The 17,114-nt window shown below is 36.6% G+C and carries 10 protein-coding genes; 6 read left to right on the forward strand and 4 right to left on the reverse strand.

All coding sequences use genetic code 11. The features are described 5' to 3' along the window. Positions 1-13: 13 nt before the first annotated feature. The 4 genes from DF185_RS11370 to DF185_RS11385 all read left to right on the forward strand — a co-directional run bounded on the left by DF185_RS11370 (position 14) and on the right by DF185_RS11385 (position 7,947). Entirely contained in the window at positions 14-1,576 is a 1,563-nt protein-coding gene (locus DF185_RS11370) for a RagB/SusD family nutrient uptake outer membrane protein (protein WP_110360868.1), read from the forward strand. Between the two features lie 18 nt (positions 1,577-1,594). Further along, entirely contained in the window at positions 1,595-2,683 is a 1,089-nt protein-coding gene (locus tag DF185_RS11375; protein WP_110360869.1) for a SusF/SusE family carbohydrate-binding protein, read from the forward strand. A 2-nt stretch (positions 2,684-2,685) separates the two neighbouring features. Further along, the gene (locus tag DF185_RS11380) at positions 2,686-4,425 is read left to right on the forward strand and encodes a SusF/SusE family carbohydrate-binding protein (RefSeq protein ID WP_110360870.1); all 1,740 of its coding nucleotides are present in this window, start codon (positions 2,686-2,688) and stop codon (positions 4,423-4,425) included. 138 nt (positions 4,426-4,563) lie between these two features. After that, the gene (locus tag DF185_RS11385; RefSeq protein WP_110360871.1) at positions 4,564-7,947 is read left to right on the forward strand and encodes an alpha-amylase family glycosyl hydrolase; all 3,384 of its coding nucleotides are present in this window, start codon (positions 4,564-4,566) and stop codon (positions 7,945-7,947) included. Positions 7,948-8,036: 89 nt separating this feature from the next. Here DF185_RS11385 and DF185_RS11390 read toward each other — a convergent pair whose 3' ends face one another. The 4 genes from DF185_RS11390 to DF185_RS11405 form a co-directional block, all read right to left on the reverse strand. Continuing rightward, positions 8,037-9,476, reverse strand: a complete 1,440-nt coding sequence (locus tag DF185_RS11390) for a hypothetical protein (RefSeq protein ID WP_110360872.1) — start codon at positions 9,474-9,476, stop codon at positions 8,037-8,039. A 353-nt stretch (positions 9,477-9,829) separates the two neighbouring features. Continuing rightward, positions 9,830-10,549, reverse strand: coding sequence for a DNA-binding domain-containing protein (locus DF185_RS11395; protein WP_110360873.1), 720 nt, complete (start codon positions 10,547-10,549; stop codon positions 9,830-9,832). Positions 10,550-10,627: 78 nt separating this feature from the next. Further along, the gene (locus DF185_RS11400; protein ID WP_110360874.1) at positions 10,628-11,974 is read right to left on the reverse strand and encodes a sensor histidine kinase; all 1,347 of its coding nucleotides are present in this window, start codon (positions 11,972-11,974) and stop codon (positions 10,628-10,630) included. Beyond that, positions 11,964-13,328, reverse strand: a complete 1,365-nt coding sequence (locus tag DF185_RS11405) for a sigma-54-dependent transcriptional regulator (protein WP_110360875.1) — start codon at positions 13,326-13,328, stop codon at positions 11,964-11,966. The genes DF185_RS11400 and DF185_RS11405 overlap by 11 nt, the downstream gene beginning before the upstream one ends. A gap of 261 nt (positions 13,329-13,589) precedes the next feature. On the opposite strand from DF185_RS11405, the gene DF185_RS11410 reads away from it, so the two are divergent. After that, entirely contained in the window at positions 13,590-14,288 is a 699-nt protein-coding gene (locus tag DF185_RS11410) for an ABC transporter ATP-binding protein (protein ID WP_110360876.1), read from the forward strand. A gap of 10 nt (positions 14,289-14,298) precedes the next feature. Beyond that, a complete protein-coding gene (locus DF185_RS11415) occupies positions 14,299-16,731 on the forward strand; it encodes an ABC transporter permease (RefSeq protein ID WP_133250025.1) in 2,433 nt (810 codons plus the stop codon). The last annotated feature ends 383 nt before the right edge of the window (positions 16,732-17,114 follow it).

Genomic DNA, 17,114 nt, shown 5'->3' on the forward strand with positions numbered 1-17,114 from the left:
AATGTTATTAGTTATGAATAAAAAATATTTTAAAACAAATTATATCATGATAGCATTTGCATTATTATTTGCATGTGTGTCGTGTGAAGATGATTTGAACACAACTCCTCGTAGTGAGGACCTAGCAACTGCTGAAAAGGTGTTGACCGATGCTGAATCATATAAACAACTTTTGGCTAAATGTTATGCAGGTTTAATTCTAGGTGGTCAATCAGGTGTTGATGCAGATCAGGATATTAGCAGTATCAATGGTGGTTTTTCTTCATATTTAAGATTATTATGGAATCACCAAGAGCTACCAACAGACGAAGCTATTTGTGCTTGGAACGATGGTAATTTAAGAGATTTACATGATCAAGACTGGAATAGTAACAATGAATTTGTTACTGCAATGTATTATCGTATTAATCTTGAAATTGCCTATTGTAACAATCTGATTCAACTAACTGAAGGAAATTCAGAATTTGATGCATTTAGAAATGAAGCTAGAGTATTAAGAGCTTTAAGCTATTACCATATGCTAGATATGTTTGGTCGTGGTCCTTTTGTAACCGAAAAAGATCGTGTTGGATCATTTTTCTTCCCAGAAATGGCTACGCAACAGCAACTTTTTGATTATGTAGAATCAGAACTTACTACTATAGAAAATGACCTAATGGATCCAGGGACCAATGAGTATGGTAGAGCAGACAAAGGTTTAGCATGGGCAATTCTGGCTAAATTATATTTGAATGCAGAAGTTTACATTAATACTCCTAAGTATACTGAAGCCATTACTTATTCTAACAAAATCATTGATAGCTATTCATTAGAAGCTGATTATGAGAATTTATTTTTAGCTGATAATCACCTAAGAACTAATGAAATTATTTTCCCTATCACATCAGACGGTAACAACTCTCAAACATGGGGTGGTATGACTTTTATTATTCACTCAACTGTTGGAGGTGATATGCCAGCAAGCGAGTCTGGTATTGATGGTGGTTGGGGAGGTAACAGAACCACTTCAGCATTTGTAAATCTTTTCCCAGATGCTACTGGCACCGATTCTCGTGGCTTGTTCTTTACTGAAGGACAAAATCTTGAAATCGGAGACATTTTTAACTTTAGAGATGGATATGCATTGCGTAAGTTTAGAAATATAACTTCAACTGGTGCTGTAGGGTCAAATTTATCATTCCCTGATACTGATTTCCCATTGTACAGACTAGCTGATTTCTACTTGGTATATGCTGAAGCAGTACTTCGTGGAGGTCAAGGTGGTACTACATCTGCTTCAGTTGATTACATCAACGAACTTAGAGAAAGAGCATATGGCGACGCATCTGGTAACATCACCGAAGCCGATTTAGACCTGGATTTTATACTTGATGAAAGAGGACGAGAACTATATTGGGAGTGCCATAGAAGAACCGACCTAATTAGATATGGAAAACTAACAGGAGGAACTTATAATTGGCCATGGAAAGGTGCCGTTGCTGATGGGACATCTACTGATGAAAAATATAATGTATTTCCAATTCCATCGTCAGATATCAATGCAAATCCAAATCTGTCGAATATCTCAGGTTATTAATAGATTAAAAAATACGTTATGAAGAATATAAAATACATACTAATATTACTTCTCGCAGTAAGCTTTTTTTCTTGCGATGACGATGATATTATCAAATTAAATGATTCAAATTATGAGTCTGCCAGTAACATCACAGGTTTCGGTTCTACCTTGAACATTTCTAAGGATATTAAAGCTGAATCAATTAAAATAACTTATACTCCAGCATCATACGGTGTGGATATTGTTACAACTCATCAGCTTCAATTTGCTGCAACTAGTGATTTTACAAATCCTGTTACTTTTGATGTTAACGCTTCTGATGATGCATTCACTTTCACTGTTGGAGCATTAAATGAGCTTCTTACTGAATCTCTTTTATTACCTGTAGATGTAGAAGCAAATGTTTCTGCGAGAGTTATGACTTATTCTTTGGCAGGAGTTGACACTCTTTATTCAGAACCTGTTAGCTTTGCAACTACTCCATACTTAGATATTTTGTTTGCGCCTAATACTTTCTATCTATTTGGGGATGGTGTAGGTCGTGTAGCACAAAACAACAAGCTTAAATTCAATAGAATTCATAGTGAACCAGATGATTCTTGGACTATAGTTTGGATGGAAGCAACAGGTAGCTTTAAGCTTTGTTCTGATGAAAACTATAAAGGTGTAATTGGAAAAATTGGAGATCCTGTAAACGGTGAATATACTTTAGGTACAGTTGATAATAGAGGTGAGGATATCCCAGTTCCGGGAACAGCAGGGTACTATACCGTAGGTGTTAACCTAGCAACCAACACCCTTATTATTGAACCTGCTAGCATATACATTACAGGTCCAAATGTTGATGCTTGGCCAACAAGTTCTGTTATTGAAGAAAACAAATTCCAGCTAAATGCTGAAAACAAAACAATGGAACTAAGCAAAAACTTTTTGGGAGGCGAACTTAGACTTCATGTAACTCATCCATATATCTCTTCTGGAGACTGGTGGCATGCTGAATTCATTTTCCTTGATGGTAAAATTGAATACAGAGAAGATGGGGATGATCAAGAAAGATTTAATATGAATGCAGGTGAGCAAACTATTGTGCTTGACTTTATTAATCAAACCGGTAAAATTGAATAAGCATGAAAAATTTAAAATATTTATTTATATCACTTTTGGCGGTTCTATTCGTTGCCTGCGACGATGATTTTGACACGCCGAATGTAACAGAACCAGTTCAAGGTACAGCACCAGTACTTAATGAACTAACTGAAGAAATTGACCTGGTTCTTATGAAAAAGAACGAAGGTGAAACCATTGTTGAACTTACCTGGTCTGAATCTACTTTCGCAGATCCTATTGGAGTGAGGTATTACGTTCAGATTGATACTGTGGGTAATGAATTTGCAAACCCTTTGGAGTTCGATAGAATTTCAGAAACAACAACTGCAATTAAGGTAGGAGGTCTTAATGAATTGATTTCAGGAAGATATCCTCCTGCGAAGCAAGTAGAATTAGAAGCAAGAATTAGAGCTTTTGCAAATGAAGATCTAAATAGCTTGTACTCGAATGCAGTTTCTATGAAAGTAACTCCATACCTTGATGTACCAATTCCTGCTGAATTATACATTTACGGAGGTGCAACCGCTGCTGCTGATTTAGCCGGGGCATTGAAAGCACATGGTTCTGATGATGTTTTCATTAAATATCTGAAACTTACCAAAGATGGTACATTTAAATTCTCGGAGCAACAAGGCGAAGGTGGTTACGACTACAACTTTGGTAAATTCGCTACTTTATCTGATAATATTGAAGGTGCTGGTGACGATGCTGGAAACTTCAAGTTTAACGGAGAAACTGGCTGGTATAAAGTTGAAGCTGATTTCGTATCAAGTACATTAAACATTACTTCACATGTAGTAGGTTCTGCTACTTATGGTTTTGATTACGACAATCTTTACCTTGTTGGTGATTACAATGCTACAGATCCAACTTGGGATGCTGATAATGCTGTTGCATTCACTAAAGTAAGCGAAGGTGTTTATACTATTGAGAAAGCAATAAAAGATGGTGCTCAGTTCAAGTTTATCGGCCAACAAAGCTGGGGCGACCTTGATTGGGGTAATATTCAGGAAAATGGTAACACTGGTATCTTAGGTCCAAAAACTGCTAATGGTAACATTACTTTCGACGGTGGTGACGCTGAATATACCATTACTGTTGATCTAAACGCAGGTACTTTCACAATTGTTGCCAAGCCTGTTTATCCTACTGAACTATACATGACTGGTAATGGTGTTGGTCCTGATGACGAAGACTGGAATTGGAAAAACGAACTACAATTTGTACCTGTTCACAGTCATCCTGAATTGTTCTGGAAAATTGTTTGGATGAAAGGTTCAGGAAACTTTAAGTGTGCTCCTCAAGCTGCATGGTCAGGTGGAGACTTTGGTAGAGATGGTGATGCAACCAATGGTGTTTACGCAAAAGGTGGTACTGACATCCCTGTTCCTGCTACAGCCGGATATTATATGGTTGTTGTTGACTTAGCAAATAACACTATCGAAATTGCCGAACCTAAAGTTTACGGTATGGGTAATGTATTTGGTGGATGGGATGGTGGAGATCCTGCAGATCTATTCACCGTTGACAATACCAACCAAGTGATCAAATTTGATGGTGTTCCTAACGATGGCGAATTAAGAATATATGTTGATGCACCTACATTAAACTGTGACTGGTGGCAAGCTGAATTCATTGTTCTTAATGACAAAATTGAATTCAGAGGAACTGGTGGCGATCAAGATAGAGTAAATGTTACTGCTGGTGACAATATATCTCTTAACTTCTTAACTGGAGCTGGTTCGATCACAACTCCTTAATAAAACTATAAGCATGTAGGGTAGTCAAGAGGCTACCCTGCTTCAAATAATTAAATGCAATTGGTAACTCTCCTGGTTGCTAATTGCATTTTTTTATACTGAAACCAAACGGAATTCAATCAATAGAAAGTTCTGACTATGAAGAAACTTTACACATATCTTACCTTTATTTTCCTGCTAATGTCATTCATTGGTCAGGCTCAAATTATCACAACCTCTCCCGCCTTTCCTACCGAAAGTGATGAAGTGACCATTACTTTTGATGCTTCATTGGGAACCGGAGGATTAAAGGATTACACAGGTGATGTATATGCTCACACTGGTGTAATTACCGAAAATAGTTCAAACGACACTGATTGGAAATATGCACCAACTTGGGGCGACAACAGTGCCAAATACAAATTGACCTCACTTGGAAACAACAAGTGGGAATTAAAAATAACTCCAAGCATTCGCGAGTACTACGGCGTTGCTGACGGAGAGAAAATATTAAAAATGGCTTTCGTATTCCGTTCTTCTGATAATTCGAAAGAAGGAAAAGGTGATGGCGGAACAGATATCTTTGCTGATGTAAGCGAAGGTGGCTTAAACGTTAGCTTCTCCTCTCCTGCCAACAATAAAGTCATTGAGAAAAATGAAGATTTACAGGTAACAATACAATCAAATGCAAGTACTAATCTAACTCTATTTCTTGATGGTGTTGAGAATGAAACTACCACAGAAACTGAAATTAGTAAAATCATAAACACAGATGTTGCCGGGAATCATGAATTGGTAGCTGTTGCAACCGATGGTACAGAAGAAGTAAGAGCCACAGTTAATTTCTTTGTTCGCGGTGATGTAGTAAATGAAAGCATGCCGGCCAATGTAGTTGCGGGTATCAATTATACCGACGACACTTCTTTAACACTTGTACTATATGCGCCTCATAAGGAGTATGTGTATGTAATTGGAGACTTCTCTGACTGGAAACTGGACAACATGTACCAAATGAAGAAGGATGGTGACAACTTTTGGGTAACCATTAACAATCTTCAAGCTGGCAAAGAATACATTTACCAATATCTTATCGATGGGGACATAAAAATTGCAGATCCCTATGCAGATAAACTTTCCGATCCATGGAATGACCAGTACATAAACGACGATACTTATCCAAATTTAATCGATTATCCTGAAGGAAAAACAACAGAAATCGCCAGTGTATTCCAAACTGCACAAACTGCATTTAGCTGGACTGACAATGGTTTTACAATGCCTAAAAAAGAAGATTTGGTAGTTTATGAGCTTCATGTTAGAGATTTTACTGCAGCTGGTAATATCAAGACAGTAACTGACACCCTGGATTATTTGGAAAGATTAGGTGTAAATGCAATCGAACTAATGCCATTCAATGAATTTGAAGGGAATGACTCATGGGGTTACAATCCATCTTTCTATTTTGCTCCGGATAAAGCTTATGGTACTAAAAACGATTATAAAGCCTTTATCAATGAGTGTCACAAAAGAGGAATTGCTGTATTAATGGATATGGTTTTGAACCATACCTACGGGCAATCACCATTCTTGCGCATGTACTTTGATGGTAGCAAACCAACTGCTGATAATCCATGGTATAATCAAGAACACAACTTTGAAAACACAGATGCTCATTGGGGATATGATTTAAATCACGAGAGTCAAGCAACAAAAGATTTAGTTGATAGAATTAACACATACTGGATGGAAGAATACCACATTGATGGTTTCCGCTTCGATTTCACCAAAGGGTTCTCAAACAAAAGACATAGTGCTTCCTCTGATCCTTGGGGAGGACAATACGATGCTGCCCGCATAGCAAACCTAAAAAGAATGTCTACTGAAATCTGGAATGTAAAATCAGACGCAGTAGTAATTTTTGAACACCTTTCAGATAACACGGAAGAGAAAGAACTTGCTGCTCATGGTATCCTACTTTGGGGAAATGCCAATCATGACTATCGTGCAGCCACAATTGGTAATAGCTCCAATTTTAATTGGACATCTTGGAAAAGTAGAGATTGGGACGGTCCTAAACTAGTTAGTTATATGGAAAGTCACGATGAAGAACGAATGATGTATAGCAACCTTACTGAAGGTAGATCACTAGATGGTTACAATGTAAGAAGTCTAAATACCGGCCTTTCAAGAATTGAAACCGCTGCAGCTTTCTTCCTAACTATACCTGGACCAAAAATGATTTGGCAATTTGGTGAACTTGGTTATGATATCTCTATAAATGAAGGTGGAAGAACTGGGAAAAAACCGGTAAAATGGGAATATCAGGATGATCCAAATCGTAAAAAAGTGTACCAGGTATTTGCTGCCTTGTCAAAGATTAAAAAGGAAGAGCCTGCTTTCGAATCTGATGATTTCAATTTAATCACATCACAAGCTTTAAAACGAATTGAAATCAATCATACCGATATGGATGTTCGTATCATCGGTAATTTTGATATAAAAGAAGGTAGTATTTCTGCTAACTTCAGTAAAACAGGAACATGGTATGATTATTTCTCTGGTGAGGAGATTAATGTAACGGATGCCGATGCCAACATTACTCTTAAACCAGGTGAATATCATATTTACACCACAAAGCAACTAACACAATCTAATGTTATTTCAGCTCCTATTGCCAGTAATGTTAACATTGCTGGAATAGCTAAAGAGAATGAAACTCTAACTGCATCATATACCTATTCTGATGCCAATAATGACTTGGAAGGAACATCGGTTTACAGATGGTACAGAGCTGAAGATACCAATGGTAAAAATGAAATAAGCATTAGTGGTGCTACAAATACGACTTATCAGCTTACAGGTGATGATCGAGATAAGTACATTAGATTCTCGGTAACTCCTATTGCTCAAACTGGCGAATTACTCGAGGGTAAAACTGTTTATTCTTCTTATACTGATATGGTTGTTTCATTGGTAAATGCACCTGTTGCGAGCAATGTACAAATTACCGGAACTCTTACCGAGGGAGAAGAGCTTACTGCAAGTTATGAATATAGTGATCCTGAAAATGATACGGAAGGCGCTTCAATTTTCCAATGGTACAGATCTGATAATACTCAAGGAACAAATGAAAGTGAGATCTCGGGTGCTACAAGCTTAAATTACACATTGCTTAATGCTGATGGTGGAAAATACATCCGATTTTCAGTTACACCTGTAGCCACAACAGGAGAACTACTTACAGGTGATAAGGTGTATAGTAACTATACTGAAATGATCGCTTTTACTACAGGAATAGATGACGTACTGGAGAAAGAGCTTAAGTTGTATCCAAATCCTGTTAAAGACATTCTATACCTATCGAATTTAAAAGGGGTAAATCAAATCAAGATTTATAGTTTAAATGGTAGTATGCTAAGAACAATTGGCACTCCAAACAGATCGGAAGAAATAAATCTTAGCAACTTAGCCAGTGGTATGTACTTATTCATTTTTGAAATGGAAGATGGTTCGAGACTAGCTAAAAAAGTGATGAAACAGTAATTAAGTTTTCTTTATAGTTTATAGATCAAGTAAAACTCCCACTTAGCAACAATGCCAAGTGGGAGTTTTTAAATATTATAAGCGTGAAATTATTTAATTGTAAGTTCTAATCGGTATTTTATTTCAGAACCTGCTGGTTGCATAATAAGCTTGTATTCGCCAGGAATTAAAGGCTCATCGGGCATAGATACTTTAAATACAAAAGGAGACTCGGTATAATTCCCAATTTGTTCACGAACCAGCTGATCTTCTGTATCAAAAATTTTCAGATTCAATTCACTATTGACAAACTGCTTTAAATGAAACTGAACAAACACATTCTCCGACTCTGAATAATAATACTCCTGATCGGCTCCCATAAATTCTTCTCTCTCCTGCTTGTTGTTTTCATTCAAGTCAATAAAGCCTGTAAAAAAGAAGAACCCCTCCTGTCCTTTGGAAAACTCTGGAGCCAAATTCTCTACATTCTCACTTATATTCATCGCCATGGCAGGTGTTTCTGGAATTTCTTCGGTTACCTCTTCCAATTCTGGTGTTTCATCAGCTTGAGCTGCCATAGCCTCATCGGTCTTAACAATATTAGCCGCAGAATCGCCTATTTGCACCAAAATTCGATATTGTATTGGATCTTTCATATCCAAAGAAGCTGTAATCATATATTCCCCTTCCGGCACATCTTTTAATACTCTCAAGAATTGATTGCCTGAATTTATTGTATCTTCTTTCATGGTGTAGTGCTGTAAACTATCCATTCTTGAAATGTTCATTGCAATCATATCATAGGTAGAATTCCAAATCTGATAAACCACTTGTTTGTTGTTCATAGGAAGATTTAGTCCAACCTGAAAATCAACTTTCCCAAGATCAAACCGTGTCTGATCCAAACCAATCACTTCTGCACTATCCAGTTTCATATCTCCATCCTCATCAATCCATTCCTTAAATAGATGAAAACTCTCGGGAAGTAATTTTTTCCTGATCTTTGCGAAAGCATTGCCATTTGGTTCCTTTATCAGAAAGTCAATCTGATATGTTTTTCCAGATTCTGCTGGATTAATGGTCATTATGTACTCTCCCACTGGTAAAAATGCATCGAAGTTTGAGTAAGTGAACAAAGGTTTTGTGGTATAATTTTTACGAACCGTTCGAATTAAATTTCCGCTGGTATCCCAAATTCTAAGTTTTAGGTTTGTACCTTCTTTTATCGCCGGATCGTACAAAGAAGCACTAATCGATTCCCCTTTGGCATAAGATTGCTTTCCCAAGCCAAAAAACTCATTCTTCTCTACAATATCATTTTCGTTTAAGTCCACCCATTTGTTATAGGCAAACAAACCAATGGGAATACCGTTCTTTTTCTGTTTTTCTTGCTTCTGAATTTGATCTGGTTCATCAACACGTACATCATCATATGGGATGGAATCTTGTATAAATTGTTCCTGCGCACTTGTAATTATGGCTGTGCCAACCAATATGGCAAGTATCAAATAACACCTACCAATAATACATTTCAATTTTTTGTATAACATGGTATTTGGTTTAAAGCTGAATAAAAAGGATTGCTGTCTATCTAAATACGGTTTAAATAGCGTATATGTTTTAGCTTCAATCCAATAGTTTGACGAAATAAGATATAAAATTGGTTAAAAATCCTTAAGGGATCTTAATTGCGAGGTGATAAAGCTCGCCTGTTGGCTCAATTCCCCATACTCCTCCTTTCAATAACAGCTCCCTCTTTACCAATGACACAATTCCCTTGCTACGTATATGGTATGCACACCCTTTAGAGGGTGTGGGGTAGCACCCTTTTAATGGTATGTATACACACCCTTAGAAGGGTGTGCCCTATATCTTCGGGCATGTGGCTAAGCATGGTTCATTGCTATTTCACATACAGAGGCAGGTGAAAGCTTGCACTTAGAGTAGTATTTACCAATTTTCGATTCATTGCAAACTGGGTACATACTTCAAGCAAGTATTTCCCTGACTGCAAATTGGGCAATAATATCAATAGCTTTTGCGGTTCGTTACCTATTTCCTGCTTGCATTTAATTCTTTCATTGCTTTTTTGGTCAATCAGATATACACCTACACCCGGATCATCGCCTATAATTTTAAGACGTTTGCCTTCGATTTGCAGCACTTGTCCTGGCGTAATCAGCTTATTTTCCGATTGGGTGGTTAAATCGATAACTCTTCCTATTATGGGCTTGGTGTTGGCCAAGCCAAGAATTCGAAATTTAGATTTTGTAAGTAGCTCTCGCATTCTTTTGGTGGCCGAAAACTTGAGTTTAACCTGATGTTCATCAGGATCAACAGATCCAGAACTAGCATTAAAATGGCCTTTAACACTTAAGTGAGATTGAAATAATTCGGTATTTATTTTATAGCCCTCCGCTAACTTCTCCATTTTGATTCTATCACATCGGGTGAGAATGTCTATAATACTCTCTTTATGATATTCCGATCCTTCGGCAATCATCAAATCGGCAATATCATTATTGGTGATGGTACCTACATACCTTACCTGAGCGTAATAATCGTTTTTCTGATTACTGATATTGTTGGGATAAAGCAAGAGACTAATTTCTTTCGTGCTCATATTTAAGTAGTTTTGGGTTCTTCTACTAAAGTAATCATATTCTAAATAATATGATAGTCATTTATTAAGGCTCCACGATCAACAGCTATGCTGAAAAACCAGCTTAACCTTTGTACCCTTTCCCTCTTCCGATTCCACCGAAATATGACCATGGTGTAAACGCATAATTTGGCGCGCAAGGCTTAAGCCGATTCCTGATCCTTCCTCTTTGGTGGTAAAGAATGGGATGAATACATTTTTCATATCCTCGCCAGAGATACCACAACCAGTATCGGTAATACTGATTTCTACATTGCCATTTTGTTTATCCTCTGCCTTTAGGTGTATTTCCCCATTACTGTGAATGGCCTGACGCGCATTCTTTACCAGGTTGATTAACACCTGTTTCACAAGAGCCTCATCGGCATAGAATTGTAGGTCTTTGGGACTGATGTTGAAATGATACTGAATTTGATCATTGGAATACATGTGCAACAAATCTTGCAAATGCATAAACAGATGAGATACCGAAATGGCTTGCGGATTAGGTTTTGGTATACGCGAAAGCTCACGATAAGCCTCTACAAAATACATCAGTCCCTGTCCTTGCTCTTTGATTACCTGCAGTCCGTTGCGTGTTTTGGTAAGAACCGATTCGGTAAGAACTGTACCAGTCTCAATTTGCTGGTAATTGCTTTCCAGTTTTTCGGATAAGCAGGTCAATGGCGATACTGAATTCATGATCTCGTGAGTAAGCACATTAATCAACTTCTGCCAGGATTCCAACTCCTGCGCATCCATCTCATTTTTAATATCCGTAAAGGATAATAGTTTTAGTTCCTTTCCCTCTTGCTTAATTGTAGTACAAGAAATTAGCAAGTATTTACTTACACCATTCCCTTGCAAATGATAGACACGAGTATCCCCAGCCTTCATTATCTCAAACAGGTCAAACAAGTCTGCATCGTTTTTTTTCAATGCCTTAATGTTGTAGAGGTTATGTATACCCAATAATTCACGCCCTCTATGGTTTATACACTCCACCAAACCATTCTCGTCAAAGGATAGCAAACCTACTGCTGCATGCTCAATAATGGCATCGCTTATCATCTCTTTTTTTTGTGCCTTTAGGCGTAAATCTCTAATGATGAGATTTACTTCCTGCATTCCCAGTCGTAATTCATCGAAGGACTTGCCTGATATATTCTTAGGAAAGCTTAATGCAGAATCCTCATTCTTTACTGACAGGAAAAATTGTGACAACAAACGATTGGTTGTATTCAGATAATGAACCAAACGGTAACTTAACCACAAAACGAGCATTAAAACCAATAAGGCCATATAAGGATAAGCGGTAGCCCAAATTATCCATCCCATAAGAAAACTCAACAAGAGAATACTACTGAGTCGAATCAGAACTTGAATAAAGAGGCTTTTATAAATCATACTTCTTGATTTTGTGATAAAGAGTTGGGCGGGTAACGCCGAGCTCGCGAGCCATATGTGTTAGGTTTCCATCGTGGCGTTCCATGGCGGTAAGAATCATTTGCTTTTCCATCTCCATAAAGCTCTGAGGTGGCAGATTGGTTGCTTGTGCTTCATTCTGTTTAAGAAGAAAATCTTCGCTGGCAATTCTATCTCCCTCCGAAAGAATTACTGCCTTTTCTACAGCATGCTGTAACTCGCGAACATTTCCCGGCCAAGGGTAATTCTGTAGCTTTACCAATACCTCATCAGTATAAGTCAATGGCCTTTTATCGTATTTGTTTGCATACTTCATCAGAAAATATTCAGCAAGCAGCACAATATCACTGGCGCGATCTCGCAAAGCGGGCACATCAACCTGAATGGTATTGATGCGATAAAGCAAATCTTCGCGGAAAGTTCCTTCTGCAACCATTTCTTGAAGGTTTTTATTGGTAGCACATACCAAGCGAATATCTATCCTCCTGCTTTGATGATCGCCAACACGAATTACCTCCCTATTTTGAAGCACCGACAACAATTTGGCCTGCATGGCAAGCGATAGGTTTCCGATCTCATCCAGAAAAATGGTTCCTCCCGAAGCCAATTCGAACCTTCCCTGCCTGTCTTCCCGGGCATCGGTAAATGCTCCCTTCACGTGACCAAACAATTCACTTTCGAAAAGCGATTCACTCATGGCCCCCATATCCACCGAAACCATAGGCTTATTGCTTCTTTTGGATTGCTGATGTATTTCTCGTGCAATCAACTCCTTTCCTGTTCCATGTTCCCCCAAAACCAAAACATTGGCATCGGTAATGGCTACTTTTTGCAGGAGCTTTCGCAGATTCATCATAACACTTGATCTACCAATCATTTCAGACTTGTTTTGGTTCAACTCTCTGGTTAAGTCTTGCTTATCGGTTTCCAGCTTTTGTATCTTCTTTTTCGATAACCTTAAGCTTAAAGCTGATTTTAAAGTAGATATCAGCTTGTTATTATCCCATGGCTTCAATACAAAATCAGTGGCTCCCTGTTTTATGGCTGTTACTGCCAATTCAACATCACCGTAGGCAGTTAGCAACACCACTGCCAAATCAGGATCATATTTTAGGATCTCATTCATCCAAAACAAGCCTTCGTTTCCTGTATTCACTCCAGCGGAAAAGTTCATATCCAAAAGAACAATGTCGTATGAATTGTGCTGCAACTCGCTAAGTAAACTTTTTGGATTTGAAAGTACGTTAACCGTATCGAACTCATCTTGCAATAGCATTTGAAGAGAAATTCTTACGCGCTTGTGATCGTCTACAATTAAAATATTTCCTGGGGGCATACATTTTCGAGTTTAGTATACCAAAAGTAAAGAAATGGAATCAACCACTCAACGAAATGTAAAGAAACTATACAGTAAGAATAAAGTTTTTTTACAGCTAGAAGTTCCTTGCTAAAACACTTTCATTGCACAACTAACTCTAAAACTAACAATTAGAATCAATGGCACAACTATAGTAATACTATTACAGTTGGAAGAGCTACTATTCTTCTATGCATGACAATAATAATTATATAACTTACGAATCTTTAATAAAACAAAATGATCAAAGTAGAAAACCTAAGCAAAGTATTTCAAACTGAAGAGGTAGAAACCACTGCCTTGAATAAAGTAAATCTGGAAATTAAAGAAGGTGAATTCGTAGCCATTATGGGACCATCGGGTTGCGGTAAATCTACTCTTTTAAATATTCTGGGTATGTTGGATAGTCCTACCAATGGCAAATACTATTTCTGCGAAAATGAGGTTAGTAGCCTTAAAGAAAAGCAGCGCAATACATTTCGCAAAGGGAATATCAATTTTGTTTTTCAATCGTTCAACTTGATTGACGAATTGAGTGTATATAAAAATGTAGAATTGCCATTAAAGTATTTACGATACGATTTAGGCAAGAAGAAAAAGCGTGTCCTGGAAATGCTAGACAGAATGAAGATAGGCCACAGAAGAAACCACTATCCGCAACAATTATCAGGAGGACAACAACAAAGAGTTGCCATTGCGCGCGCCATTGCACCCAACCCAAAACTTTTATTGGCCGATGAGCCAACTGGTAATCTCGATTCGAAGACCGGTCTTGAAGTAATGAACTTATTAAGCGAATTAAATGCCGAAGGAACCACAATCGTAATGGTAACCCACTCGGAACGAGATGCTGAGTTTGCACATCGAGTAATCAGATTATTTGATGGTGAAGTGACCATGGAGAGTACGAAAAAAGAATTTGCACAAATTGAATATTAATAAGGTAGCTATGAATATTTTAACAAAAAAAAGTAAATGGGCTACAATTAATATCATTGGAATTGCAATTGCTTTTGCTTCTGTTCTATTTGTTAGCGCCTACACAATAAAAGAATTGTCTTTCGATAATTTTCATTCCAAAGCTGATCAAATATATCGAATAAATATTGATGAACCTGGGAGAGTTGGATTCATGGAAAATATAGATGATGTTAACTCTGCAAGTCTCCATTCATACTATACGGAAAGCCTACTGGACAACTTCCCTGAAGTAAAAAACATGACTTACTTGTCACACACTTTCAACTTAAACTTGAAAGTGAATGAAGAAATTCATTCTTTGGAAAACAGCTTCTATACCGACCATACATTCTTTGAATTGTTTGATTTTAAACTTTTAAAAGGAAATAGGTCAACCGCGTTAAATAATCCATATGAAATTATATTAAGCAAAACAGCAGCTATACAATATTTTGGAGATATTGATATTATTGGAAAGGAGGTTAAAGTCAAAGGTGAGTTTGATTCCAATAATGGACAAACTTTCACGGTAACTGGAATATTTGATGAATTCCCAGATAATTCTCATATGGCTCCTGATGTATTATTATCCATTAATTTTGAAGAATCAAATAATTCTATCGGATATCCATATACCTACCTTCACTTCGAAAATGAAACAAATCCAAATCATTTCATAAAATCATTAAACAAATATTGGAAAAAGAATGTTGCAGAAGGTGAATTGGCACCAACTTTTCAATTAATAAACATAAGAGATATCCACTTACAAAGTCACAAAAAAGATGAGTTAGGAACAAATGGAAATATGAACACACTTTGGGTATTGATTTTCGGAGCTGTAATTATCCTTCTAATTGCTATGATTAATTACTATAACCTAAATAGTGTGCAACTTCACAGTGATTTGAACAATTTAAAGATCAAAATTATCAATGGTGCTAGTTTGATAAATTTATCTTCTTCCCAGTTAAAAAAATCGGCACTACAGATTATCGCATCTATCTTAATTGGAACAATTATAACACTACATTTTGATTATTTTATTGATTTTCAAATCTCAATTTCCAAACACATTATCTTATTTCTTTATGTGGCTATTGGGTTTATTATTGGATTTGGAATTCTTGGCTTACTTCCTCTTATTACTAACAATATAACAGCCAATTTAAGCCAAAAAAAGGAAGAAGGATCGAAAAAGTTTGTGATTTCTTTAATTGGACAATTTGTACTTTCAATTGCGGCACTCACTTTGACCATAGTAATTCACAAACAAATTACATTTACGAAAGATTTCCATCCAGGAAAAAATAAGGAAACTATAATAGCAATTAAAAATTTTCCCTATGCTGCAATCCAAAACTTTGATTTACTGAAAGAAAATGTACTAAAGCATCCTGAAATTAATTATTTTTCAGCTACTATGATGCCTCCAGGAATGTCTGGCGAATTTGAATACTCTTTTGAAATGGAAGGCATCGAAAAAAAAACTGAGAATCGAATTACAATCAACTCCGTTGACCAGGATTTTTTCAAACTATTCGAAATACAACCGTTAGCTGGTAATTTGAATTTACAGAAAGGTTCTAATTTTGCATGGGAAAGTTCTGCAATTATACCATATGAAGAAATTTCGAATAAAAGACTGGCTGAGTTAGAGCCTATACATCATAGTTTTAAAGAGCAATATATTTTGAATGAGACTGCTCTTAAAAAATTGGGATTCAAAAACCCACAAGATGTAATTGGTAAACAATTTAAATTCAATTTCCGTGCATCTAATTTTTTTAAAAGAGGAGAAATTGTTGCAGTCATAAAAGATCTCCATTACGCTGATATGTTTTCTCATGAAACAGCAGAAGTTATTGGCCTAAAACAAATTTTTAATGGTACTTATTTAGCTAAATTTAATCCTAAAAATAAAGCTGAAGCATTAAACAAACTTAATGAGGAGTGGAATAAGTTATTCCCTAACTACCCAATGAAATATGATTTCTTGAATGACATTTATGCGAAATTATATCGAAATCAATACAACGAAATGAGAACGCTTACCCTATTCGCAATTCTATCAATTTTATTGTCTATAATGGGAATGTATGCTTTGTCTTCCTACAGCATACAGCATAAAACCAAAGAAATTGGCATTAGAAAAGCAAATGGTGCTAGTTCAATTGAGATTATGAGAGAAATTATTGGTGAATACAGCATTTGGGTTGCTTTAGCCTTTGTTATTGCCTGCCCTATTGCCTATTATGCTGCATCTGATTGGTTGGAAAGCTTTGCTTACAAGATCAATTTAAGTTGGTGGATATTTGCCTTGTCCGGAGTGATTGCCATTCTTATTGCAATCATCACAGTTAGTTGGCAAACCTGGAATGCCGCAAGGAAAGATCCGGTTTATGCTTTGAAGAATGAATAATCTAACCATACAAACTTGATTATATTACAAAGGACTGTACCCAAGTGAGGTGCAGTTTTTTTCTTGTTTTAACTATCACTTCAAATTCTTGTTACTACAACTTGTCAAAGTGCTTACTACAACTTTGCAAAGTGCTTACTAGAACTTGTTAAAGTTGTTACTAGAACTTTACAATGTGGTAGGTAGAACTTTTTAATATACTAGGCACTACTTTTAATTGTGGTAGTAAGAACTTATTCATTTTGTCATTACCACATTTACCAAAACAGACGAATTGTAGTAAAAAAGCATTATCTGAAGAAGAATTTAAAGACAAATCAAAAAGTGCTACTCCACAAGGAATAGCACTTTTTAGTTGCGTGTTAAAAATATAATGGAGAAAA

Source organism: Marinifilum breve (assembly GCF_003202155.1).
Lineage (GTDB): Bacteria > Bacteroidota > Bacteroidia > Bacteroidales > Marinifilaceae > Marinifilum > Marinifilum breve.

Coding starts and splice junctions, on each gene's coding strand:
- DF185_RS11400 (WP_110360874.1), bottom strand. CDS start 11,974: ATGATTTATAAAAGCCTCTTTATTCAAGTTCTGATTCGACTCAGTAGT.
- DF185_RS11410 (WP_110360876.1), top strand. CDS start 13,590: ATGATCAAAGTAGAAAACCTAAGCAAAGTATTTCAAACTGAAGAGGTA.
- DF185_RS11390 (WP_110360872.1), bottom strand. CDS start 9,476: ATGTTATACAAAAAATTGAAATGTATTATTGGTAGGTGTTATTTGATA.
- DF185_RS11380 (WP_110360870.1), top strand. CDS start 2,686: ATGAAAAATTTAAAATATTTATTTATATCACTTTTGGCGGTTCTATTC.
- DF185_RS11385 (WP_110360871.1), top strand. CDS start 4,564: ATGAAGAAACTTTACACATATCTTACCTTTATTTTCCTGCTAATGTCA.
- DF185_RS11415 (WP_133250025.1), top strand. CDS start 14,299: ATGAATATTTTAACAAAAAAAAGTAAATGGGCTACAATTAATATCATT.
- DF185_RS11370 (WP_110360868.1), top strand. CDS start 14: ATGAATAAAAAATATTTTAAAACAAATTATATCATGATAGCATTTGCA.
- DF185_RS11375 (WP_110360869.1), top strand. CDS start 1,595: ATGAAGAATATAAAATACATACTAATATTACTTCTCGCAGTAAGCTTT.
- DF185_RS11395 (WP_110360873.1), bottom strand. CDS start 10,549: ATGAGCACGAAAGAAATTAGTCTCTTGCTTTATCCCAACAATATCAGT.
- DF185_RS11405 (WP_110360875.1), bottom strand. CDS start 13,328: ATGCCCCCAGGAAATATTTTAATTGTAGACGATCACAAGCGCGTAAGA.